The 22,151-nt window shown below is 65.0% G+C and carries 19 protein-coding genes; 6 read left to right on the top strand and 13 right to left on the bottom strand.

Annotated elements, in window-relative coordinates; genetic code table 11:
• Window positions 1–30: 30 nt before the first annotated feature.
• The 8 genes from BM171_RS11935 to pyrC all read right to left on the bottom strand — a co-directional run bounded on the left by BM171_RS11935 (window position 31) and on the right by pyrC (window position 8,070).
• Complete coding sequence (locus tag BM171_RS11935) at window positions 31–603, bottom strand: CvpA family protein (protein ID WP_093012457.1); 573 nt, start codon at window positions 601–603, stop codon at window positions 31–33.
• Between the two features lie 27 nt (window positions 604–630).
• Window positions 631–2,001 carry a DNA repair protein RadA gene (radA, locus tag BM171_RS11940; RefSeq protein WP_093012460.1) on the bottom strand — a complete coding sequence of 457 codons (1,371 nt, stop codon included), beginning with the start codon at window positions 1,999–2,001 and terminating at the stop codon, window positions 631–633.
• Between the two features lie 47 nt (window positions 2,002–2,048).
• Window positions 2,049–2,912, bottom strand: a complete 864-nt coding sequence (locus tag BM171_RS11945; RefSeq protein WP_093012463.1) for a hypothetical protein — start codon at window positions 2,910–2,912, stop codon at window positions 2,049–2,051.
• A gap of 165 nt (window positions 2,913–3,077) precedes the next feature.
• Window positions 3,078–3,467 (bottom strand): hypothetical protein, encoded by a 390-nt coding sequence (locus BM171_RS11950; protein ID WP_093012465.1) that lies wholly within the window; start codon window positions 3,465–3,467, stop codon window positions 3,078–3,080.
• A 1-nt stretch (window position 3,468) separates the two neighbouring features.
• Entirely contained in the window at window positions 3,469–4,503 is a 1,035-nt protein-coding gene (alr, locus tag BM171_RS11955; RefSeq protein WP_093012468.1) for an alanine racemase, read from the bottom strand.
• 74 nt (window positions 4,504–4,577) lie between these two features.
• Entirely contained in the window at window positions 4,578–6,068 is a 1,491-nt protein-coding gene (locus tag BM171_RS11960; RefSeq protein ID WP_093012471.1) for a replicative DNA helicase, read from the bottom strand.
• A 263-nt stretch (window positions 6,069–6,331) separates the two neighbouring features.
• Window positions 6,332–7,015 (bottom strand): orotate phosphoribosyltransferase, encoded by a 684-nt coding sequence (locus BM171_RS11965; RefSeq protein ID WP_093012473.1) that lies wholly within the window; start codon window positions 7,013–7,015, stop codon window positions 6,332–6,334.
• Window positions 7,016–7,032: 17 nt separating this feature from the next.
• The gene (pyrC, locus tag BM171_RS11970) at window positions 7,033–8,070 is read right to left on the bottom strand and encodes a dihydroorotase (RefSeq protein ID WP_093012914.1); all 1,038 of its coding nucleotides are present in this window, start codon (window positions 8,068–8,070) and stop codon (window positions 7,033–7,035) included.
• Between the two features lie 102 nt (window positions 8,071–8,172).
• On the opposite strand from pyrC, the gene BM171_RS11975 reads away from it, so the two are divergent.
• Window positions 8,173–8,448 carry a hypothetical protein gene (locus tag BM171_RS11975; RefSeq protein WP_093012476.1) on the top strand — a complete coding sequence of 92 codons (276 nt, stop codon included), beginning with the start codon at window positions 8,173–8,175 and terminating at the stop codon, window positions 8,446–8,448.
• Here BM171_RS11975 and BM171_RS11980 read toward each other — a convergent pair.
• From BM171_RS11980 to BM171_RS12000, 5 genes are all read right to left on the bottom strand, one after another.
• Window positions 8,445–9,428, bottom strand: coding sequence for a phosphoadenosine phosphosulfate reductase (locus BM171_RS11980; RefSeq protein ID WP_093012917.1), 984 nt, complete (start codon window positions 9,426–9,428; stop codon window positions 8,445–8,447). The genes BM171_RS11975 and BM171_RS11980 overlap by 4 nt on opposite strands.
• A 106-nt stretch (window positions 9,429–9,534) precedes the next feature.
• Window positions 9,535–10,584: a glycosyltransferase family 2 protein gene (locus tag BM171_RS11985; protein WP_093012479.1), complete on the bottom strand. Its 1,050-nt coding sequence runs from the start codon at window positions 10,582–10,584 to the stop codon at window positions 9,535–9,537.
• 42 nt (window positions 10,585–10,626) lie between these two features.
• Window positions 10,627–12,999, bottom strand: a complete 2,373-nt coding sequence (locus BM171_RS11990) for a glycosyltransferase family 2 protein (protein ID WP_093012482.1) — start codon at window positions 12,997–12,999, stop codon at window positions 10,627–10,629.
• Window positions 12,996–13,625, bottom strand: a complete 630-nt coding sequence (locus tag BM171_RS11995) for a sulfotransferase family protein (RefSeq protein ID WP_093012485.1) — start codon at window positions 13,623–13,625, stop codon at window positions 12,996–12,998. The genes BM171_RS11990 and BM171_RS11995 overlap by 4 nt, the downstream gene beginning before the upstream one ends.
• Entirely contained in the window at window positions 13,622–14,653 is a 1,032-nt protein-coding gene (locus tag BM171_RS12000) for a glycosyltransferase family 2 protein (RefSeq protein WP_093012488.1), read from the bottom strand. Before BM171_RS12000 ends, BM171_RS11995 begins: the two co-directional genes overlap by 4 nt.
• A 210-nt stretch (window positions 14,654–14,863) precedes the next feature.
• Here BM171_RS12000 and BM171_RS12005 point away from each other — a divergent pair, with 210 nt between their 5' ends.
• From BM171_RS12005 to BM171_RS12025, 5 genes are all read left to right on the top strand, one after another.
• Window positions 14,864–15,766 carry an AAA family ATPase gene (locus BM171_RS12005; RefSeq protein WP_093012491.1) on the top strand — a complete coding sequence of 301 codons (903 nt, stop codon included), beginning with the start codon at window positions 14,864–14,866 and terminating at the stop codon, window positions 15,764–15,766.
• Window positions 15,766–17,025, top strand: a complete 1,260-nt coding sequence (locus BM171_RS12010; RefSeq protein ID WP_093012494.1) for a vWA domain-containing protein — start codon at window positions 15,766–15,768, stop codon at window positions 17,023–17,025. The genes BM171_RS12005 and BM171_RS12010 overlap by 1 nt, the downstream gene beginning before the upstream one ends.
• 127 nt (window positions 17,026–17,152) lie before the next feature.
• The gene (locus BM171_RS12015) at window positions 17,153–19,195 is read left to right on the top strand and encodes an OmpA family protein (protein WP_245760250.1); all 2,043 of its coding nucleotides are present in this window, start codon (window positions 17,153–17,155) and stop codon (window positions 19,193–19,195) included.
• A gap of 254 nt (window positions 19,196–19,449) precedes the next feature.
• A complete protein-coding gene (gene guaB, locus BM171_RS12020) occupies window positions 19,450–20,898 on the top strand; it encodes an IMP dehydrogenase (protein ID WP_093012497.1) in 1,449 nt (482 codons plus the stop codon).
• A gap of 224 nt (window positions 20,899–21,122) precedes the next feature.
• On the top strand, window positions 21,123–22,067 hold the full coding sequence (locus BM171_RS12025; RefSeq protein WP_342741993.1) for an RsmB/NOP family class I SAM-dependent RNA methyltransferase: 945 nt from the start codon (window positions 21,123–21,125) through the stop codon (window positions 22,065–22,067).
• The last annotated feature ends 84 nt before the right edge of the window (window positions 22,068–22,151 follow it).

The following is a 22,151-nucleotide window of genomic DNA, read 5'->3' on the forward strand; positions in this document are numbered from 1 at the left end:
ACGCGCCGCGATGCGCTGCCCTGAGGTCAATCAGGCGTCGTTTGCACCGGGAAGATCGCACACGCCGACCAGCTCTTCGTATTGGCGGGTCACCCAGCCGAGCGCCTCGTCGGGGTTCTGCTCTTCGATCCGGTCGGTGAAGCGCGAGAAGACCGCCGAGGCGCGGCTGTCATTGACCATCGCGATATCCTGCGAGGTGATGACGGTCTCGTAGACGAAGAAGCCGACCGCCACGAGCAGGATGCCGCGTGCCACACCGAAGAGAAAGCCGAGACCCTGGTCGAGCCCGCCAAGCGCCGAGCGCTGCACGATGCTCGAGAAGAGCGGCGTGAAGAACGACACGATGATGAGTGCGAGAGCGAAGACGGCGGCGAAGGCCGCGATGATCGACAATTCGCAGCTATCGGCAAGGAAGTCACCGATCACGGGCAATTCCTTGACCAGCGGCTGAGCTTGCGGTGCGAAGATGAATGCGAGAAACGCGGCCGCGACCCATCCGGCAATTGCCATCGCCTCGCGAACGAGCCCGCGGGAATAGGCGAGCAGCGCGGACAAGACGATGACGACCGCCACCACGGCGTCGATGATGGTGAAGCCTTCCATAAGCCTGCTCTTCCTCACTCTCGGGCGCTAGCCTGCGCCGAATATCTCGCCCACGAAGGCCGCCAGATCGCCCATGCGCGACAGCCGCAATCCCGATGCATCGACCGCCTTGCCGCCTTCAGGCGCGATCGCGGCGGAGAAACCAAGTTTCTGCGCCTCTTTCAACCTGTTTTCGGTCTGAGACACGGGGCGCAACGCTCCTGATAGGCTGATTTCGCCGAAAACGACAGTTTCCGGAGGCAGCGCCGCGTCCTCCCGAGCGGAAAGTAGCGCAGCCGCCACAGCCAGGTCCGCAGCGGGCTCGGAGATTTTCATGCCGCCCGCGACGTTGAGATAGACGTCGAGCCCGGTGAAGGGGATACCGCAGCGCGCCTCGAGAACCGCGAGGATCATCGCCAGCCGGCCGCCGTCCCACCCGACCGTGGTGCGGCGCGGCTGGGCCAGCGAGGTCGGCGCGACGAGCGCCTGGAATTCGCAGAGAACGGGCCGCGTGCCCTCGATCCCGGCGAAGACCACCGAGCCCGGCGCGGGTTCTCCGCGCTCGGACAGGAAAAGGGCCGAAGGGTTCGTGACCTCGGAAAGCCCGCCGCCGGTCATCTCGAAGACGCCGATCTCGTCGGCCGGGCCGAAGCGGTTCTTGACCGCCCGCAGAATGCGGAACTGGTGCCCGCGCTCGCCCTCGAAATAGACCACCGTATCGACCATGTGCTCGACGACGCGCGGGCCGGCGATCTGGCCTTCCTTGGTGACGTGACCGACCATGATGACGGCGGTATTGCGCCGCTTGGCGAAACTCGTCAGCTCATGCGCCGCGGCGCGCACCTGCGCGACGGAGCCCGGCGCGCTTTCCACGTGGTCGGCCCACATGGTCTGCACCGAGTCGATGATCGCAAGGTCGGGCCGTTCCGCCTCGAGCGTCGTGAGGATGTCGCGCAGGTTGGTCTCGGCGCCGAGCATCACCGGCGCCTTGCCGAGACCGAGGCGCTGGGCCCGCATCCGGATCTGCGCCGAAGCTTCCTCGCCGGAGATATACACGACCTTGAGGCCCGCTCCGGCGAAGGAGGCCGCCGCCTGCAGAAGCAGCGTTGATTTGCCGATACCCGGATCGCCGCCGACGAGAATGGCCGAGGCCGGCACCAAACCGCCGCCGAGAACGCGGTCGAGTTCGGCGAGGCCCGACGCGGTGCGGGGAGGTGGCGCTTCCTCTGCCGCAAGGCCCGTCAGCGGAACCTGTCGCCCTCGCGAGGCGCCCAGTGTCTTCGCGGCGGGGCCGGACGACAGCGGCGCTTCTTCATGGATGGAGTTCCACTCGCCGCATGCCTCGCACCGGCCCGACCACTTGGTCGTGACGTTGCCGCATTTGGAGCAGACGAAATTCGCTTTGGACGCTTTGGCCATGGCGCGCTTGTGGCCGATCGGCCCGGGGCAGGCAAGCGCCCCCGGCGCTACTGCGCGGCCTTGCGCGAAATCAGCTCGATGATCTCGGGTCCGGGCGCGGTGTCGTCGTCATATTCCTCGCCCGTATCCTCGGCATAGAGCCAGTCGCGCTCGCCGGTCGCGATGGGGTCCGCAGCGCTCTCGGTTTCGCTGACCTGCGCCACTTCGGGTGCAAACGCTTCGGGCAAGATATCCATGAGATCTTCGCGAAGGCGCGTCAGCTGGCTCTTTGCGACCGACTCGTCGAGTTCCACCGCGTCGACCCATTGGCGCAGCTCCGTCGCCGTCGCCTTTGCGCCGCTCAGGCGCTGATTGAAATCTTCCAGCTCATTCTGGCGCTGGATCAGGAAGTCGCGCGCCCGCGCCACGGCATCGTCGGAATAGACGGAGGCAAGGTCGCGGCTGATATGGCTCATCTGGGCGGCGACCTCGATCACCGGCGCTTCGAGTTCGGCGAGGTCGGGATGATCCCGCAGATAGGCGATGCGTTCGCGGACGGAGTCGAATTCCGACTTCAGGTTGAAATTACCGCCGCGATCGGCTGCATGCGCGATCCTGTAGGCGCGGGTCACATCCTCCATCGTCATGTTGAAGCGGCGATGCGACGTCTCGAGCGCCATGACCCGGGCATTGCCGGGAAGATAGGCCAGCAAGCCGACGATGAGCGTGGTGACGGCGATCTGAACGATCATTCCCGCTTCGGGATAGGCCCGATCCCCGAATGTCAGACCGAGATCCAGCCACGCCGTATGGCCGAGTGCCGCTGACATCGTCCATGCTATGGCAGCAAGTCCGAGAAGAATGAGAAGTGCGGCAGTTATGAACTGGAACGTGACGCGGACGATCCATGCGAGCGACGCGGCGGTTTTCATCAAAGAGCCCCCAGACCCGGAAGAGAATCATGTTTTTTACCGCTCGACATCGGCGATATTACGCCGACAACGCGCAAAAGCATTAAAAAGGTTCAAAAATTTTTTGCGTGCGGCGCGAAGTGTGACAATCGCGCTTGCCCAGCGCAGATTGTTCGCGCCTCGACGCTATCCGAGCGTTGCCGCCCAGAGACCGAGAAACCCCGCGAGAAGCGCGATATGCGCGACGTCGATCCAGCGCCGCGCACGCGATGGCAGGATGGCAGAGACGAAGAACAGCGCGGACAAGGCCAGCGGCACCCTCAGACCTTGTCCCGCGGCAAGAAGGCGCGCGAGGGGCGGGTAATATTCGTTTGTTTGCAATCCCAACGCCGGGGCGAAAGTTACAAGGATGAAGAGTGCGCACAGGGCCGCGACGAGACCTGCGACCAGCCGGCTTCGCCCCTTGGCAAGCACCAGCCGTAGCAGCGCCAGGCCGAATAGCACTTCGAGATAGATAAATCGCTTGGCAAAGATCAGCGCCATCAGCAGCGGATCGGGCTGAAACGCGCTTTCCATCTCAGCCTCCGGTATAGCGCCGGGCATAACGGGCGCCGAGCGCGGTCAGGATCTCGTAGCCGATCGTGCCGGCCGCATCGGCCAGCGTGTCGATGCTCTGGTGGCGGCCGAGAAGCTCGACGTGATCCGGCACGGGCTCTATGCCGGTGACATCGACGCCGATCAGGTCCATCGAGATACGTCCGAGCACCTTGCAACGCGTCTCGCCCGCATAGACGTAGGCTTTGGGCCCCATGCCGCGCAGGACGCCATCCGCATAGCCCGCCGCGATGGTCGCAACCCGGGTCGGACGGCGCGCGATCCAGGTGTTCCCATACCCCACGCTCTCTCCGGGCGCGACCTCGCGGACCTGGATTACCGGGATGTCGAGATAGGCGACGGGCTGGGCGTCAATGAAGGGCAGGCCGCCGTAGAGGCCGATGCCGGGGCGCGAAAGATCGAAGTGATAGTCGGGGCCCATCAGAATCCCGCCCGTCGCCGACAAGGACAGCGGCACGTCGAGCCCGTGCGTCAGCTCCGCGAAGGTTCGCAGTTGGAAATCGTTCATCCCGTGCTGCGGCTCGTCGGAACAGGCGAGGTGGCTCATCACCAGGACAGGGTTCTGTGCCAGCGCGATATCCCGCAACGCGCCCCATTCGGCGGGCTCCATGCCGAGCCGGTTCATGCCCGAATCCAGCTGCACGCCGAAGGGATGACCCGGCAACGCCTCGACATGTCGGAGCATCTGGTCGATCGAATTGATCATCGGGACGAGATCGGCGCTGGCGATCAGCTCCGCATCGCCGGGCATATGCCCGGAAAACACGCTGATCGTCGGACCGGGGCCGAGGATGCGGCGCAGAGCCGCGCCTTCCTCGGCGATGGCGACGAAGAAGTGCCGCGCGCCTTCCTCTGCCAAGGCCGGGGCCACGCGATCGGCCCCGAGACCATAGGCATTCGCCTTCACGACCGCCGCGGTCTCGCCGCCATTCTGCCGGGCGAGGTTGCGCCAGTTACCGCGGATCGCGTCGAGATCGATGGTCAAGGTCGGTTGCATGGCGCACGTCTTGTCATGGCGGCGCGCGACGTCAAGCGGAGAATGCGTCGAGACGGTGCCCGACGCCAGCCTCCTCAGAACGTGCCGCTTTCCTGCTGCCAGGGTTTGACGAGGTTGCCGAAGCGCGTGAAGCGGCCCTCGAAGCTGAGCTCGACGGTGCCGATGGGGCCATGACGCTGCTTGCCGATGATGACCTCGGCCTTGCCATGCAGGCGCTCCATCTCCTCCTGCCAGGCGGCCATCTTGTCGAGATCATGGTCGCCGGGCTTCTCACGCTCTTTGTAGTATTCCTCCCGGAAGACGAACATCACAACGTCGGCGTCCTGCTCGATCGAGCCCGATTCCCGCAGGTCCGACAGCTGCGGACGTTTGTCGTCGCGGCTCTCCACCGTCCGGCTGAGCTGCGAGAGCGCGACGACGGGGATGTCGAGCTCCTTGGCGATGGCCTTGAGGCCCATCGAGATCTCCGCGATCTCCTGCACGCGGTTGTCGCCGCGCCCCGAGCCGCGCACGAGCTGAAGGTAGTCGACCATCAGCACGTCGAGCCCGTGGGTGCGCTTGAGGCGCCGCGCGCGTGCGGCGAGCTGCGCGATGGGCAGGGCCGGGGTGTCATCGATATAGAGCGGGCAGGCCTCGAGGCTTTTGGCGGCCTCGACGAAACGGCGGAATTCCTCCTCGGTCATGTCACCCCGGCGGATCTGTTCCGATGGAACCTCCGCCGCCTCGGAGAGGATCCGGGCAGCCAGCTGCTCGGCCGACATCTCTAGCGAGTAGAAGCCCACGACGCCGCCTTCGATCGCGCCCTCGGTCCCGTCGGGCCTGATGCCGCGCTTGTAGGCCTTGGCGATATTGAAGGCGACGTTCGTCGCAAGCGAGGTCTTGCCCATCGAGGGGCGGCCCGCGAGGATCAGTAGGTCGGACTTGTGAAGCCCGCCAAGCTTCTTGTCGAGATCGACGAGGCCCGTGGAAACACCCGCGAGCCCGCCCTCGCGCTGATAGGCGGCGTTGGCCACGTTCACCGCATCGGTCACCGCGCGCAGGAAGGAGACGAAGCCCTGTTCGGCCTGGCCTTGCTCGGCCATCCGGTAGAGCGCCTGTTCCGCCTCTACGATCTGCTCGCGCGGCTCCGAGGCGACATCGACCTTGGCGGCCTTGTCGGAAATCTCGCGCCCAAGCCCGATCAGATCGCGGCGCACCGCGAGATCGTAGATCATCTGGGCGTAGTCCTTGACCGCGAAGGACGAGATCGCGGCGCCTGCCAGGCGGACGAGGTATTCGGGTCCGCCCAGCTCTTTCAGGCCTTCGTCATCGGCCATGAAGGCCTTGAGCGTCACCGGTGAGGCAAGGTTGTTCTTGGCGATCCGCGCGGCGGCCACCTCGAAGATGCGCGCATGCACGGGATCGTAGAAATGTTTGGCCGAGATGATTGCCGCAACCCGGTCATAGACATCGTTGTTGGTCAGGATCGCGCCCAGGAGCTGCTGTTCGGCCTCGATGGAATGGGGCATCGTATCGGGCGATTGCACCTCGGCGCCGGTCGCGTTGAAGCTCGTGATCTCGTTCATGCCTGCCCTCGATTCTGCCTCTGCTGCCCCGAGATGCCTTCATTAGGATATCGCTGTGGGGCCGGGCAAATTGTATCTTTCTGGGGATAAGTCAGGCAGCGTTCGAAGCCGCCCGGCGCGCCTGTCATTGGGCTGATGTTGCGGCGCGTGGGGCGCGTCTGTCAACATCTGGGAGGCATCCCGCGTGGCTGCTGCGGGAGCGAGGGGCCAGCCCCTCGCGCTCCCCGCGGGTATTTGGGCCAATCCAAAGAGGGGGCGTGCGCTCAGCCAGGCGAGCGGCGCGCCTCCTGCCAGGCGCGGGGATCTCGGAGGAAGGTCTCGACCTCTGTCAGGGTCTCGGCGTCGAAGGCGGTGCGGCGGCGGGCCTCGGCCAGAACGTCCCACCAAGTGCAGAGGTGGTGCAGTTCCACGCCATGATCGCCAAGCGTTGTCCGCGTCTCGGGAAAGATGTCGTAGTAGAAGATCACCGCCGTATGGGCGCAGCTCGCACCGGTCTCGCGGATCGCATCCACGAAGGAAAGTTTCGAGCCGCCATCGGTGGTCAGGTCTTCCACCAGGAGCACCCGCTGGCCTTCGCGCATCGCGCCCTCGATACGGGCATTGCGGCCGTAGCCTTTGGGCTTTTTACGCACGTAGCTCATCGGCAGCGCCATCCGCTCTGCCACGAGCGCTGCGAAGGGAATCCCCGCCGTTTCGCCGCCCGCGATATTGTCGAAGGCCTCGAGCCCGGCATTCCGCATCACCGTGACCGTCAGGAAATCCATCAGCGTTGCGCGGATGCGCGGAAATGAAATCAGCTTGCGGCAATCGATATAGGAGGGCGAGGGCAGGCCGGAGGCGAGGATATAGGGCTCGCGCGTATTGAAGTTCACCGCCTCGATATCGAGCAGCATCTGCGCGGTCAGACGCGCGATCTCTTCGGTAGGAGGATAGCTGGAGGGGATCATGGGCAAACCTTCTTGTCTCAGTCCGTCACGCGCCAGTGCAGCGGGAAGCCGGGATCGAACACCGTCACCGGCCCGTCGCCGGTCTCGATCCGCTCAGGGTAGTCGACCGGTGCGCCGCGGCTCAGGGTGATGGTCTCGTCATTGGGCGACAGGCCGTAAAAGGCCGGCCCGTTCAGCGATGCAAACGCTTCGAGCGTGCCCAGTGCCTCGTCCTGTTCGAACACCTCTGCAAGGATCGACAGGGTGTTGGTCGCCGTGAAGCACCCCGCGCAACCGCAGGCGGTCTCTTTCGCCGCGTCGACATGCGGAGCGCTGTCGGTGCCGAGAAAGAAGCTATCCTCGCCGCTCGTCGCCGCCGCACGCAGCGCCAGCCGGTGAATCTCTCGCTTGGCGACCGGCAGGCAGTAGTAATGCGGCCGGATGCCGCCCGCGAGGATGTGGTTGCGGTTGATCACGAGGTGATGGGTGGTGATCGTCGCCCCGATATCGGGCCCGCCCGCGCGCACGTATTCAACGCCGTCGCGGGTGGTGATGTGCTCCATCACGACGCGCAGACCCGGCGTCCTCTCGCGCAGAGGCTCAAGCACGCGATCGATGAACACCTTCTCCCGATCGAAGATATCGACCTCGGCATCGGTGACCTCGCCGTGCACGCAGAGCGGCAGGCCGATCTCGGCCATGCGCTCGAGGACAGGGCGGATCCGGTCGAAATCGCGCACGCCCGAGGCGGAATTGGTCGTCGCGCCGGCCGGGTAGAGCTTGACCGCGCGGATGAGGCCGCCTGCGTGAGCGCGCGCGACATCCTCGGGATCGGTCTTTTCCGTCAGGTAGAGCGTCATCAACGGCTCGAAGGCCGCGCCTTCCGGCAGCGCCTCCAGGATACGGCCCCGATAGGCGGCGGCGTCATCTCCGGTCACCACGGGCGGCACCAGGTTCGGCATGATGATCGCGCGGGCGAAATGGCGCGCGGTCTCTGGAAGGACGGCCTTCAGCATCGCGCCGTCGCGCAGATGCAGGTGCCAGTCGTCGGGGCGGCGGATCGTGAGCGTCGTCATGGCGCGAGCCGTTAGCAGCTTGCCGCGCGCCGCGCCAGCGCGATTGAGCATGCACGCGGTTTGAGGCAGGAATATCCTGCGACGGGACAGGAGACAGGGGACATGCTGATCACGTTTCTGGCGGGACTGGGCGCAGGGGTGCTCGTCGAGCACCTGCAACCAAGGGTGACGGAGCTTTTATGGCGGCGTCTTTCCGAGGCTGACATGCCCGGTCCGGACGACCGCCGCCTCATCACCTTCGGCGCGGCGCTGATCGGGGCGGCGCTGCTGCTCTGGCTATTGGGAACGGATGCAAAAGCCGCGCCTCTGGTTGCGGGAGCCTTGGTCGGTCATTTCCAAGGTCAGATCCGGGCGCTTCTGACCGCGCGGCGGCGCTAGCGCGCAGTCTCCGCCTCGTCGCCGTCCATAGCTTCGGCGTCGGTATCATCGCTCATGCCGTCCTCTATCTTTCGCAGCGCGCGCAGGCGGCGCCGGAAGCGGGGCGCGGTTTTGCGGTCGGTCACGAACGTGCAGAGGATGCGAACAAGCTCGAGCCTCTCTTCATGTTCGAGCCGTGCGAGCAGCTTCCGCAGATAAGGTCCGTATTCGCGCCGCGCGCGCATCGCCTTTGCGAAAGACTGCGTGGTCAGGCGTCCCTCTGCGGCCTCGGTCACGATCTGGGTCAGGATACCCATCTCGAGAAGGGCGGCCTGCAGCGCGGTGCCGAGAAAGGGCACGCGAAAGCGGGTCACGTTGCGGCGATGGAAGAGGGCGGCATGCATCGCATCGAGCGGCTCGCGCGAATCGTAGATGATGTAGCCTTGCTCGGCGCCGTCGATCATGTCGGGCGCATATCCGTATCGGTCGGTGAACTGCATCCGCCGCTGTTCCGTGAAACGATCGTCCCATTCGGTGATGCGGGGATCGAGCGTGGCCTGGGGCTGAAGCGCGACCACGATCGCGCCCGGTGCGGACACGGAATAGGCGGCGGCGGCATAACCGCAGGGACCCGCGCCGTAGAAGACGACGCGTTCGAAATCGTCGAAGAAGCCGTCATCGGTAAGTTGGTCGAAGAAGCCGAACACTTCGCCGTCGCGGAACCAGGTGTCGTTGCGCGATACAAGGGACAGAAGCGACCAGCCGTTCGCCTCGGCGATCTCGAGGCCGAGGGGGCGGGCGTCGTCGGAGAGCGCGCCGATGCCGGGAAAGCTCTCGAAGCTGACGAGCAACGTGTCGCCGTCTTCGTGAAAGAGTGCATGATGCTTGGAGCCGAGCGGTTCGAAGAAGCCCACGCTCTCGCCGATGGTCTCGAGATTACGCCGCCATTCGGCGTAGTCGAGCCCGGTCAGCTCGATGTTCCAGCTGCTGTCCTGTGCCATGCGCCACTCGTCCTCAGGGATGCGTCGGTTCTGAGCGACGCTTTCCTGCGGAACATCGCCCTGCATCGTGACGAAAATGCGCCTCAACGGCGGAAATTCCAAGGGGTCAGGTGATCCCGCGTCGCCGAGCCTCGAGGCCGAACCCTTTCAGCGTCGCCGCGCTTTGCGCGCTGACGGGCCGGGAGGGAGGCGTCATCAAGAGGCGGCCCATGAGCGCGCGATAGGGCTCGTCGAGCATCAGCGCGCGGAAACGGTCCTGCCGCCAGGCGACAGCGCTCGCGTGCAGATCGGCGAGGCGTGGATCGCTGAGCAGCCGGTCGCGAACGGGCCGTGCGCGTTCGCTCAGCCGGGCGACGGAGCGGTCCTCATCCGTGTTGAAGTTCCGCTCGACCCAGTAATCGAGCCCTAGCATGTCGCTCGAATGGACCGCGCGGCCACGCGCCGCTTTCAGAACGTATTCTTCCATCGAGCCGAGCGGATAGTGGTTGAGCTGCACAAGGTCGTGGTTGGGCTGGCCAAAATTCGAAAAGATCCGCCGGGTGCGGAATTGCGCGTCGAGCGCGCGGCCCGACCCGTCGAACCAGCGTGCGCTCTCTACGCGGTCGGGATCGGGATCGCGCGGGCGGTGCACACCCGGTTTCCGGTAGATGCCGTCATTGCGGTAGAGCGTCTTGAACATCGCCGCGCGCCAAGGCCAATGGATGACCTCCGGCGCGGCGCGGATGAACCGCTCGGGCACAGGGCGATCCTCGTAATTGACCTCGCCCGCGTTCCCGAAAAGCCGCCAAGTGAGCGTGATCGCCTGCGCGTCGGGCAGCGCCGCGATGAGATCGGGCAGGGTGCCGCTTCCGACATGCACATTGACGAATTCGTCGATATCGAGCGGCAGGATCCAGTCCGCGTCCTGCGTCTCGGCGCGCTGGGCGGCGTCTTTCAGCGCGGTGAACTGGATGCCACCCTTGTCGTATGGGCCTGGATTGGGGATGTGGGTCAGCCCGCCAAGCTCGGAGAGCCGGTCGAGCATGGTATCGGTGCCGTCCTGGCAATCGTTGGAATAGGCCAGAACGTGTGTCACGCCTGCCGCGCGGATATGGGCGAGCCAGTCGATCAGGTAGGCCGCTTCATTCCGGACGCAGAGGATCGCAAGGATATTCAAAGCCCTAGACGCTCCGCTTGGGGATGTCGCGCGCGTCGATCATCAGCTTTCGAGGTCCAGCGCAAGCGCATAGGCGACGCGCTCAAGCTCGGTCAGGCGCAAGGTGAGCGCCTTCTGGTACAGCTCTTCGAATTCTGGGATGCCGTGCAGCTCCGTGGCCTTTGCGCGGTGCCAGTCCAGGCCGGCCTCGTGCAAGGCGCGCAACTGAGGGTCGGCAAGGAGGGCGTCGTATTCGGCGCGCAATCGCGGCACGTTGCGCTTGATCGTAATGTCGCGCGCGCCCGACCAATCCATGCGGATCCAGTAATTCAGGCCGATGGAGCGGTCGACATGCAGCGCCCGCCCGCGCTGGCGCTTGATGAGGAAACTCTCCGCCGAACGCAGCGCGTAATGATTGAGCTGCAAGAGGTCGTAGCCGATGGATTTCTTCGACGACCGCCAGCCGTTCTTGATCGCCTCGCTCGTCATGTCCTGGCCCGAACCATTGACCCAGCGAACCTGGGTTTCCGCCCCCTCGACGAGCTTGTTGGGCCGGTGGCAGGACAGCTTCTTGTACGCGCCGATATTGCGGAACATCGTCTTGTAGCCCCAGACCGTATGGGGCTTCGGGCAGTAGCGCGGCGCGCATTCGTCGAATTGCTCGATCACGAAGCGATCCTCGAGCCGGGTGACGCCGGAATGACCGAAAAGCCGCCAGGTCATCGCGATATTGGTGGCATCGGGCACCCGCTCGAAAAACGCATCGAGCGTGCCGTTGCCGCAGCGCACGTTGATGAACTCGTCCACGTCGATATGGATGATCCAATCGGATTGCGTGACGACCGGCTCTGTCATCGCCTTGTTGAGCGCGTGCTGTTGGGGCGAATTGCCCTTCCAATTGTCATTGTTGCGGTGCTGGACGATGCCCAGCTCATCGAGCCGCGCGAGGATCTCCCCGGTGCCGTCCTCGCAGCCATTGGTGTAGATCAGGAAATTGTCGACCCCGATGGCGCGGTGATAAGCGACCCATTCGAGGATGTAGGGCGCCTCGTTCTTCATGCAGCCGACAATGACACGGCCGGACGACCCTTCGGGCAAACTGCGCCGCGGCGCGGGCTCGAACGCGGCGGCGAGCTCTTCCTCGTTGACCGCACCGAGCCGATTGTGCGGCGCGAAGGGCGATCCCTTGAGCTGTGCGAACTTCTGCTTTGCGAGGGGTGGCAGGATCTCCGCGGCCTTGCGGCTGAGACCGGCCTCGCTCGGCGAGGGGGCAGCTGGCGGCGCAGTGGGCAGACCCGCATTGAGCGCAGCGATCTCCGGTGCCTTCGCCTCGCGCTCTTCTTTCGCGGCTTTCTCGATGCGCCAGCGCGCGGCCATCAGGTATTGTGTCGCGCGGAAGCCGTATCCCGGATCGGCTTCCTGCCATGCCTCTGTAGGGCGTGGCGGGTCCAGCGCTGGGCCCCTGATGAGCGGATGCGCCTCCGCAAGTCGCGCCATGTCATCGGCAAAGCGGGCGCTCACAGCATCGAGGCTGCCCGGATCGAACGGCGCGCCGGCAACCTTCAACTCCATGACGAGCTTGCGCCAGAGCGGCCGCGCCAGGATCGTGTCGGGCTTTTGCAGAAGGCGCAGGACGACGTCGTTGAACCGCCGCGCGCGGGTGAGCCAGGCTTCGGGGGGCGGTTCTGGCATGGAGGCCGGCTCGGCTTTGCCGAATGTCGGCTCCATCCCGAAAGCGTCGCGCAAGCCGTCCGGCGCATCATCTTCCCAGAGCGCCGGGTCGAGCCCCCAGAGACGTGTCGCCCCGGCGCCGAAAACCGCATCCCATTCGGAGACGAGGCGCGCCAGATCAAGCCAGAAGGGCGCGCCCTGAACGTCGGCAAAGACGCCCGCTTCTGGCTGCGGCGAGGGACGCGCGGAAAGAGCGGCATCCCACCAACTGTCGCTGCCAAGAAGCGCCAGATCGTCCGACAAGGGCCGCGCACGTCCCTCGATCACCTGCGCCGCGTAGGCGCGGGACAGCATCCGGGCGGGTGCATCCACCTGCGCGAGAATATTCATGTCGGAAGACAAAGGCGCCAGCATCGCCTGCAGCCGTGCGATCTCGGAAGGCCGCGCCAGCGTGGAGCCGAGCTGATGGCAGGAAAGGATCAGAAGCTCCGGCTGCACACGCGTCACTTCGGCGGCAAGCGCCGCGAACACCTCCTCGCGCAACGCTGCCTGCTTCTCTGGCAAGGTAAAGCCGCGGTTGAACCGCAGCGTGTCGACCTGTTCGGGATCGCTCACCGCCATGAAGAGCCGCGTATGGTTTCGAGCCCCCGGCGAGCGGGCATAGAGCACGCCTTTCCCGGCCAACTGCTCGCGCTTCTGATCGAGGATGCGCTGCACCCGGTCTGCGCTCTGCGCTTCGGGGCCGATATGAACGACGATCCTCATTCGGTCTCTTCTTTCGCGCGCTCATTCGCGCGGCCCCACCAGGGCAGATCGCGGCCGATGAATGCGCCGATCCGCTCGGGTGCGTCGGGATCGTCGATCCGGTACTCGAGAAAATCGTCGCGACCAGCGAACGCGGCGCGCAGATACGCGTAATGCCCCGCGACCCAGCGCGTCAGCTGATCCGGGCTCTCGCCATAGCCTGCGGGCAGGCCTGGCACATCGTGTTTCGGCAGCCGTCCGGTGCCAAGATTGCGCCAGGCGAGAATACTCTCGACGATATCGGACGGCTCGCGCCAGGAGAGCAGGAAGCGTGTGCCGGAATGGTGCTCTGCGATTGCAGCGAGAAGGCCGTAATCGAATTGCGGCCAGTAATTCGCGCCGCCGCCGATTGCGCTGATCTCGGAGAAGGCGTCGAACTCGTTCATGGCCGACAATGGGTCGCCAGTCGCGAAATATCCTTCATAAAGACATTTGCCCACCAGCTCGTCTTTCAGCGCGTCGTTCTCGCTCTGACCGTCCCGGATCTTCCAATCGGCGACGTTCAGCCCCGCGCGGCGCAGCGCCTTGCCGAGTGTCGTCGTGCCCGATTTCGGCAAACCCAGATTGACCACGCGCAGACGGCTCATGATGCCAGCCCCAGCTCGGTCATGAGTTCCCTCTCGCCGGGTGGGAGCGGGGGCAGGGCACGCAGCGTCTCTGCGAGGACGCGGTACTCGGCGCGTTCCAGCAGCTCATCGCGCCTCGCGACATGCGCTGCGACCGAGGCGTCATGCAGACGCGCGATCTCCGGGTCGGATTTCAGATCTTCGAGCGCAGCTTCGAGCTCCGGCAGATAGCGCTGGATCGACAGATCCTCCCAGGCGGGATCGTTCCGTTCCTGCCAATAGGCGGTATCGAAGGCGCGATGTTCGCGGTTCACGTCGCCCCGGTCGTTCTTCACCAGGTAGCTGTCGAGGGATCGAAGGGCGTAGTGGTTGAGCGTTGCGAATTCGCGGGCTCCAGCGGCCGGAAATCGCCGGATTCGCCGCGGGTTCTCGGCGACGAGGAACTTGTGCGGCACCCGCCGCCCCGAGCCATCGGTCCAGAGCGGGCGTTTCTCTTTTGGCAGGCCCTTGCGGAAGAACGGCCGGTGCGCGCCGTAATATTGCAGCGGGAAATCGCGGCGGGTCAGCGTCTTCACCTCGATCGCGGTCTCCGCGCACCAGAGATCCGGATTGTGGCTGCGCGTGAACTGACCGATCACGGGGCGGTCCTCGAATGCCCCGATCCCGTCATTGGCGAAAAACTGGAACGTGACCGAGATCGCCTGCGGATTGCCCGACGCGGCGATCAGGGCGGGGATCGTGTGATCGCCCACGTGGACGTTCAGGAACTCATCGACATCGGCGATCCAGACCCAATCGGCGGCCTTGACGACATCCCGGTGCGCGCAATCTTTGAGCGCCTCCATCTGGTAATTGCGCCCCTCGGCCGGGTTCGGCAAATGCGTCACGCCGCCCTTCGCCGCCAGCGCATCCAGAAGCGCGTCCGTCCCGTCCGTGCAATCGTTCGAGTAGAACAGGAAATCGGTGACACCGATCAGACGATTGAACGCGATCCATTCCAGAAGGAACGGCCCTTCATTCTTCACGCAGGTGATCGCGGTTATCCGCATCCCCACGCCTTTCCGCAGATAAACATCCGCCTGTCGCCCTCGTGACCTCTTCCGGCCCTCTTGCCTGAGGCCCGTTTATTTTGCGCAAACTCTTGCATGACGGTCCCTCTGCGTCAATTCCGGGACGGCGGGCCTTGCGACCTATGCGCTATTGATCTTTCCGCCCAAGGTCTGCCCTCTGGCCTGCAACACCGCATCAAGGGAGGCGACATGCGAGAAGCCAATTCCATCGACGAGGTGCAGAGCCTGCTGGCAGATACCGGCTATGTCTGCGGCCGGTCACTCGCCACGGTCGTGTTCCTGGCGCTGAAGCTCGGTCGGCCGCTCTTTCTCGAGGGCGAAGCGGGCGTCGGTAAGACCGAGATCGCCAAGGCCCTGTCGGCGGCGCTGGGCCGGCGGCTCATCCGGCTGCAATGCTACGAGGGTCTCGATGCCTCGTCGGCGGTCTACGAGTGGAACTTCCCCGCGCAGATGATCGCGATCCGCACCGCGGAGGCCGAGGGGAAAGCCGACCGCGACGCGCTGCAGCGCGAGCTTTTCGGGCCGGACTTCCTGATCGAGCGTCCGCTGCTGGAGGCGATGCGGCCCGATGAGAACGGCGCGCCGATCCTTCTGATCGACGAGCTCGACCGCACCGACGAGCCGTTCGAGGCGTTCCTGCTCGAGGCGCTCTCGGATTTTCAGGTGACCATTCCCGAGCTCGGCACCATTGCCGCGCCCGAGCCGCCCATCGTGATCCTGACGTCGAACCGGACGCGCGAAGTGCATGACGCGCTCAAGCGGCGGTGCCTATACCACTGGGTCGATTACCCCAATTTCGAGCGCGAGATCGAGATTCTGTCGGCCCGTGCGCCCGAAGCCTCCGAAACATTGAGCCGCGAAGTTGTTGCCTTCGTCCAGCGTCTCCGGACCGAGGATATTTTCAAGAAGCCCGGCGTTGCCGAGACGATCGACTGGGCCAAGTGCCTTCTGGCGCTCGACGTGGTGGACCTCTCGCCCGAGGTGATCGCCGACACTCTGGGCGCGATCCTGAAATACCAGGACGACATCCAGCGGATCGAGGGCTCCGAGGCTAAGCGCCTTCTCGACGAGGCGCGGGCGCAGCTGGCCTGATGCCTGAATACGCCCCGATAGAGATCCCCGAGAACCCCAAGCTCGCGCAGAACGTGGTGCATTTCGCGCGGGCGCTCAGGAAAGCCGGGTTGCCGGTGGGGCCGGGCCGGGTGATTGACGCGATCCGGGCGGTGGAGGCGGCAGGCTTTACCGAGCGAAGCGACTTCTACTGGACGCTGCATGCCTGTTTCGTCTCGCGGCCCGAGCATCGCGCGGTCTTCCACCAGATTTTCCGGCTGTATTGGCGTGATCCGCGATACCTCGAGCACATGATGTCGATGATGCTGCCGGCCGTGCGCGGCGTGCAGGAAGAAAAGGCCGCGCAGGCCGCCGAAAAGCGCGCCGCCGAAGCGCTCCTTGACGGAACCGCGCCCGATCTGCCCGACCAGCCGGAGCCCGAAGAGGAAGAGCTGCCCATAGAGATCGATGCCTCGCAGACCATGAGCGAGGAGGAGCGCCTGCGAAGCCTCGACTTCGAACAGATGTCCACCGCCGAGATCGCCGAAGCCAAGCGCATGCTTGCCCGCTTGCGCCTTCCGGTAAAGCCGATCCTGTCGCGCCGCCGGATGGCCGCGCGGAGCGGACGGCAGCCCGACTGGGCCAGGACCATGCGCAATGCGATGCGGCAGGGCGGCGAAATTCGCGGTTTTGCCCGAACCAAAGCCCGGCCGCGCTGGCCGAACCTGGTCGTCCTTTGCGATATTTCGGGCTCGATGAGCCAGTACAGCCGGATGGTCCTGCATTTCCTCCACGCCGTCGCGAACGAAAAAGGCGATGGCTGGGCGAAGGTTCATGCTTTCACCTTCGGCACGCGCCTGACAAACATCACGCGGCATCTTGCGACCCGTGATGTCGATCAGGCGCTCAAGGCTGCGGGCGCGGAGGCGCAGGATTGGGAAGGCGGCACCCGGATCGGGCAATGCCTGCACTGCTTCAATCGCGACTGGTCTCGGCGGGTCATGGGGCAGGGGGCGGTGGTGCTTCTGATCACAGACGGGCTCGACCGTGATCCCGAAGAAGGGCTCGCCCGCGAGATGGAGCGGTTGCACCTTTCGGCGCGGCGTCTCATTTGGCTGAATCCGCTTCTGCGTTGGGACGGGTTCGCGCCCAAGGCCAAGGGCATCCGCGCGATGCTGCCGCATGTAGACAGCTTTCGCGCGGGCCATTCGATCCAGACGCTCGAACAGCTGGCCCTCGCGATTTCGCAGCCCGACGATCCGGGAGAGAAGACGCGCCTCATGCAAGTGATCCAGGGCTGATCGGACCTGATCTGCACTAGCGGGTTTCCGCCGAACCATGCACGACACGCAACCCGGATGCAGTGCCGGGCGTTCTCATTCCAATCGTCCGTCCACCCAAGACGGACTAGGGAAAGGAGACACTTACGTGACACATCGTTTTCTGAAGACCACCACGGCGCTGGTGCTGAGTGCGAGCCTCGCCATGCCGGCAGCGGTGACGGCGCAGAGCCTCGATCTTGGCATCGACGGGCTGCCGCCGGAACAGGCGATCGCGGAGCTGGAAGCAGCGCTCGATACGCCCGAGGTTCAGGCGGAGCCGGCCGTCGTTGCCCAGATCGAGCAGGAACTGCAGCGTCTCCGCGCCGAGGTCGAGTCCAATGCCGAAGCCGAAGCCGAAGCCGAAGCGGGGGCGGACGCGAATGCCGAGGCAGAAGCTGAGGCTGCGCCGGAAGACAGCGCAGTCGATGCGTCTGAACCTGCAGAGCCTGCCCAGCCTGCGGAGCCCGAAACGGCTTCCGAGCCCGCGGCAGCCGGAGAGCCCGCGGATGCGGCAGACGCGGCGCCCACCGAAGAGATGGAGCCAACGGACGACGCCGAGCCTACCGATCAGGCCGCGGAAAGTGGGCCTGTGGAAGAGCCCGCCGATGCGGAACCGATGGATGAAGCCCCCGATGCAGAGCCCGTAGAGGAGACCGCCGATACGGAGCCTGCGGACGAGCCCGCCGACGCAGAGCCGATGGACAGCGCTGCAGATGCCGCATCGACGGATGAGCCTACTGACGCACAGCCGACAGACAATTCGGCGGATGCCGAGCCGACGGATGATGGGGCTGCCGCCGAGCCGACGGAAGATGCGGCTGACGCGGAACCTATGGATACAGAGACGATGGACAACGCGGCAGACGCGGAGCCCACGGACGAAGCAACGGAGACCGAGCCCACGGACAGCGCCGTGTCAGAGCCGACGGACGGAGCGTCGGACGACGAACCGGCTCAGACCACGGATGCCGAGCCGACCGACGAGGCAGAAGAGGCCGAATCTGCGGAAGTGACGGCCGATACCGACGGTGAGGCCGCCGATCCGCAGGCCAGCGCCGACGCTGTCTCCGAGGACGATGCCGAAGCCGCGGCTGCAGCGGCCGCATCGGGCGACACCGAAGGCGCCGAAGTCGTCGAAGAGACCGTGACGGACGAGACGGCGCGTTCCTCGAATGAGGAATTCGACACTTCGATCCAGCAAGGCGCGGAAAACGCTGCGCGCTCCGAGGATGATGACGACGACGAGGACGAGCGCAACGACGATGCTCTGCGCGGTGCCGCTGCGGGCCTTCTCGGTCTCGGCGCGCTTGCAGTGGGCGATCTTCTGCGCCCGAACGAGCAGGTCGTCTCCAACACCGGAGACCGCGTGGTCGTCGAGCGGGATGGTCAGTATCGTGTCCTGCGTAACGACGACGCGCTGCTGCGCCAGCCGGGCAATGACGTGACCACGTATCGCTTCGACGACGGCTCGACGCGAACGGTTGTGACACGTGGCGACGGCTCCACGATCGAGACGATCCGCTCGCGCGATGGCCGCGTTCTGCGTCGCGTGCGAACGACGCCCAATGGTGACAGCGTGGTGCTCTTCGATGACACGCGTGAGGTCCAGCAGGTCAACCTGCAGGAGCTGCCGCAAACAACGGATCGCCGCGTCACGAACTTCCGTGATGTCGATCAGGATCAGCTGGCCAGCGCGCTTGCCGCGGTCGAGGCCCAGAACGTCGACCGGAGCTTCTCGCTCAACCAGATCCGCAACATCGATCCCGTCCGAAAGCTTGTGCCCGAGGTCAATGTCGACACGATCAACTTCGCGACCGGCTCTGCCGTGATCCAGGAAGCGGAGGCGCAGGAACTCTCGGCGCTGGGCAACGCGATCAGCCAGCTTATCGCGGAAAACCCGGGCGAGGTGTTCCTCATCGAAGGACATACGGATGCCGTCGGCTCCGCAAGCTACAACCTCGCGCTGTCCGACCGCCGTGCGGAATCGGTGGCGCTCGCGCTGACCGAGTATTTCGACGTGCCGCCGGAGAACCTGGTCATCCAGGGCTATGGTGAGAGCGATCTTCTGGTTCAAACCGAAGAAAGCGAGATCCAGAACCGCCGCGCTGCAGTGCGCCGGATCACACCGTTGCTGAGCGCGAGCCGGTAATTCGGTTCAGAAGCGGTCTTGAGATGCCCCGCCGTCGCGCGGGGCATTTCTTTTTTGGGCAGGGGCTTTGCCCCTCTTGGCGGCAGGGCCGCCAATTCACCCCCGGTATTTTCGCCAACCCAAAGAGGTGGGGTCGGCGCCTTGTCCAGCCGCCCCGCTCGGGAGATCGAAAAATGCGGAGCGGGCCTTTCCAACCGGGGCGTTGCATGCAATAGGGAAGCGCCAAACGAGGCTCCCACCGGAAAGGTCCGCTCATGGAGATTCGCGAGGCTCTCACCTTCGACGACGTCCTTCTGCTGCCCGGCGCAAGCGAGGTTCTGCCTTCGACCGCAGATACCCGCACCTGGGTCACGCGGTCTATCGCGCTGAACATTCCGCTTCTGAGTTCGGCCATGGATACCGTGACCGAAAGCGCGATGGCGATCACCATGGCTCAGGCCGGCGGGATCGGCGTCGTGCACAAGAATCTCAGCGTGGAAGAGCAATCCCGCGAAGTGCGGCGGGTGAAGCGCTTCGAATCCGGCATCGTTTACAACCCGGTGACGCTGCGCCCGCACCAGACGCTCGGCGACGCCAAGGCGCTGCGCGACCGCTACGGTTTCACCGGTTTCCCGGTCGTCGACGACGCACACCGCGTCGTCGGCATCGTCACCAACCGCGACATGCGTTTCGCCGAGCGTGACGACACGCCGGTTCACGCGATGATGACCTCCGAGCGGCTCGCCATCCTGCGCGAGCCTGCCGACCGGCAGGAAGCGATCGACCTGATGAAGGCGCGCCGGATCGAGAAGCTTCTGGTGACCGACGCCTCGGGCAAGCTGACCGGGCTGCTGACTCTGAAGGATACCGAGCAATCGGTGGTGAACCCGACAGCCTGCAAGGACTCGCTGGGCCGGCTACGGGTCGCGGCGGCCACATCCGTCGGCGATAGCGGGTTCGAGCGCACCGAAGCGCTGGTCGATGCCGAGGTCGATATCGTCGTGATCGATACCGCCCATGGTCACAGCAAGGGCGTGATCGACGCGGTGCGGCGCGCGAAGATGTTGTCGAACGAGGTCCAGGTCATCGCGGGGAACGTCGCGACGGGCGAGGCGACGCGCGCGCTCATAGATGCGGGCGCGGACGCGGTGAAAGTCGGTATCGGGCCAGGCTCGATCTGTACGACGCGTATGGTTGCGGGTGTGGGTGTGCCGCAGCTGACCGCGGTCATGGAATGCGCCGAAGCGGCGGGCGATGTGCCGGTCATCGCCGATGGCGGCATCAAGTTCTCGGGCGATTTCGCCAAGGCCATCGCGGCGGGTGCCTCTTGTGCGATGGTCGGCTCGATGCTGGCGGGCACCGACGAGAGCCCCGGCGAAGTCATTCTCTACCAGGGCCGCAGCTTCAAGGCCTATCGCGGCATGGGCTCGATGGGCGCGATGGCGCGGGGTTCGGCGGATCGGTATTTCCAGAAGGATGCCGCGACCGACAAGCTCGTGCCGGAAGGGATCGAAGGGCAGGTGCCCTATAAGGGCGGCGCCGGCACGGTCCTGCACCAGCTCGTGGGCGGCCTCCGCGCGGCGATGGGCTATACCGGCAACGCGACGGTCGCTGACATGCGAAAGGGCTGCAGGTTCGTGCGGATCACCAATGCCGGTCTGCGCGAGAGTCACGTCCACGACGTGGCGATTACCCGCGAAAGTCCGAATTACCGGATCGGCTGAGCAGGGCGCGCGTGACTCCGGGAGCCCGAGTTCAGGCCGCGATCGAGGTGATCGACAAGGTGCGCGCCGGAATGGCGACGGAGCAGGCGCTGACCCGCTGGGCGCGCGGCGCGCGCTATGCCGGGTCGAAAGACCGGGCCGCCGTGCGCGATCACGTTTTCGACGCGCTGCGGATGTGGCGCTCCGCGGCAGAGCGCGGCGGCGGCGAGTCCGGCCGACACCGAATGCTCGGTGTGCTGTTGCTTCAGGGCAAGGACCCGGCAGAGCTGTTCACTGGCGAGGGGCACGCGCCCGCGTGTCTGGCTGAGGATGAGGGGGGCTCTGCCGAGCTTTCGGAGGAGGCGGTTCGGGATGTACCGGACTGGATCTGGGGTGCCTTTTTGGACGATCACGGTCCGGCAAAAGCAGCGGAGATCGCCCAGACCTTGAGGTGCCGCGCGCCAATAACCCTGCGGATCAACGGCTTGATGGGTGATCCTAACGTAGCGCGTGAAGTTCTTGCTGAAGACGGTATTGAGACCCGCGCAAATCCGCGGGCGGATCTGGCGCTGACGGTCACCGAGGGCGCGCGGCGTGTCGCGCAGTCACGCGCCTATCGCGATGGACTTGTCGAATTGCAGGACGCCGCCAGCCAAGCGGCGATCGAGGCGTTGCCGCTAAGTGTGGGCATGCGCGTTCTGGATTACTGCGCCGGAGGCGGCGGCAAGAGCCTGGCTTTGGCGGCGAGACTTGGCGGCGGACCTGTCTGGGCACACGATTCTGACAAAAAGCGGATGCGTGATTTGCCGGGCCGTGCAGAGCGGGCTGCGGCGGACATCCGGATCGTCGCGCGGCCAAAGGGGCCGTTCGATCTCATCCTTTGCGACGTGCCCTGTTCGGGCAGCGGCACTTGGCGGCGCGCACCGGAAGCAAAATGGCGTTTCGACAAGGAAGACTTGGCCGATTTGAGGAATGTGCAGCGTGAGATTTTGTCGGACGTTGCACCGATGCTGAGCGGCGAAGGTATCCTGGTATATGCGACATGCTCGGTCATGAGTGCCGAGAACGACCAGATCGTTTCCTGGTTTCTGTCCGAAAATCAGGACTTTGGCTTGCTGTCCTCACAGCAGGTTCTGCCGGATGAGGACGGCGATGGCTTCTATTACGCTATCCTGCGCCGCGCCGCGTAAACTGCGAAGATCCACCGGCCTGTTTAGTATTTGTTAACGCATTTCTGCGAGTCTGATCGGGACGTTACTCGTTTTGGAAGGGTC

This window comes from Roseivivax halotolerans, assembly GCF_900115815.1.
In the GTDB taxonomy this organism is placed as follows: Bacteria; Pseudomonadota; Alphaproteobacteria; order Rhodobacterales; family Rhodobacteraceae; genus Roseivivax; species Roseivivax halotolerans.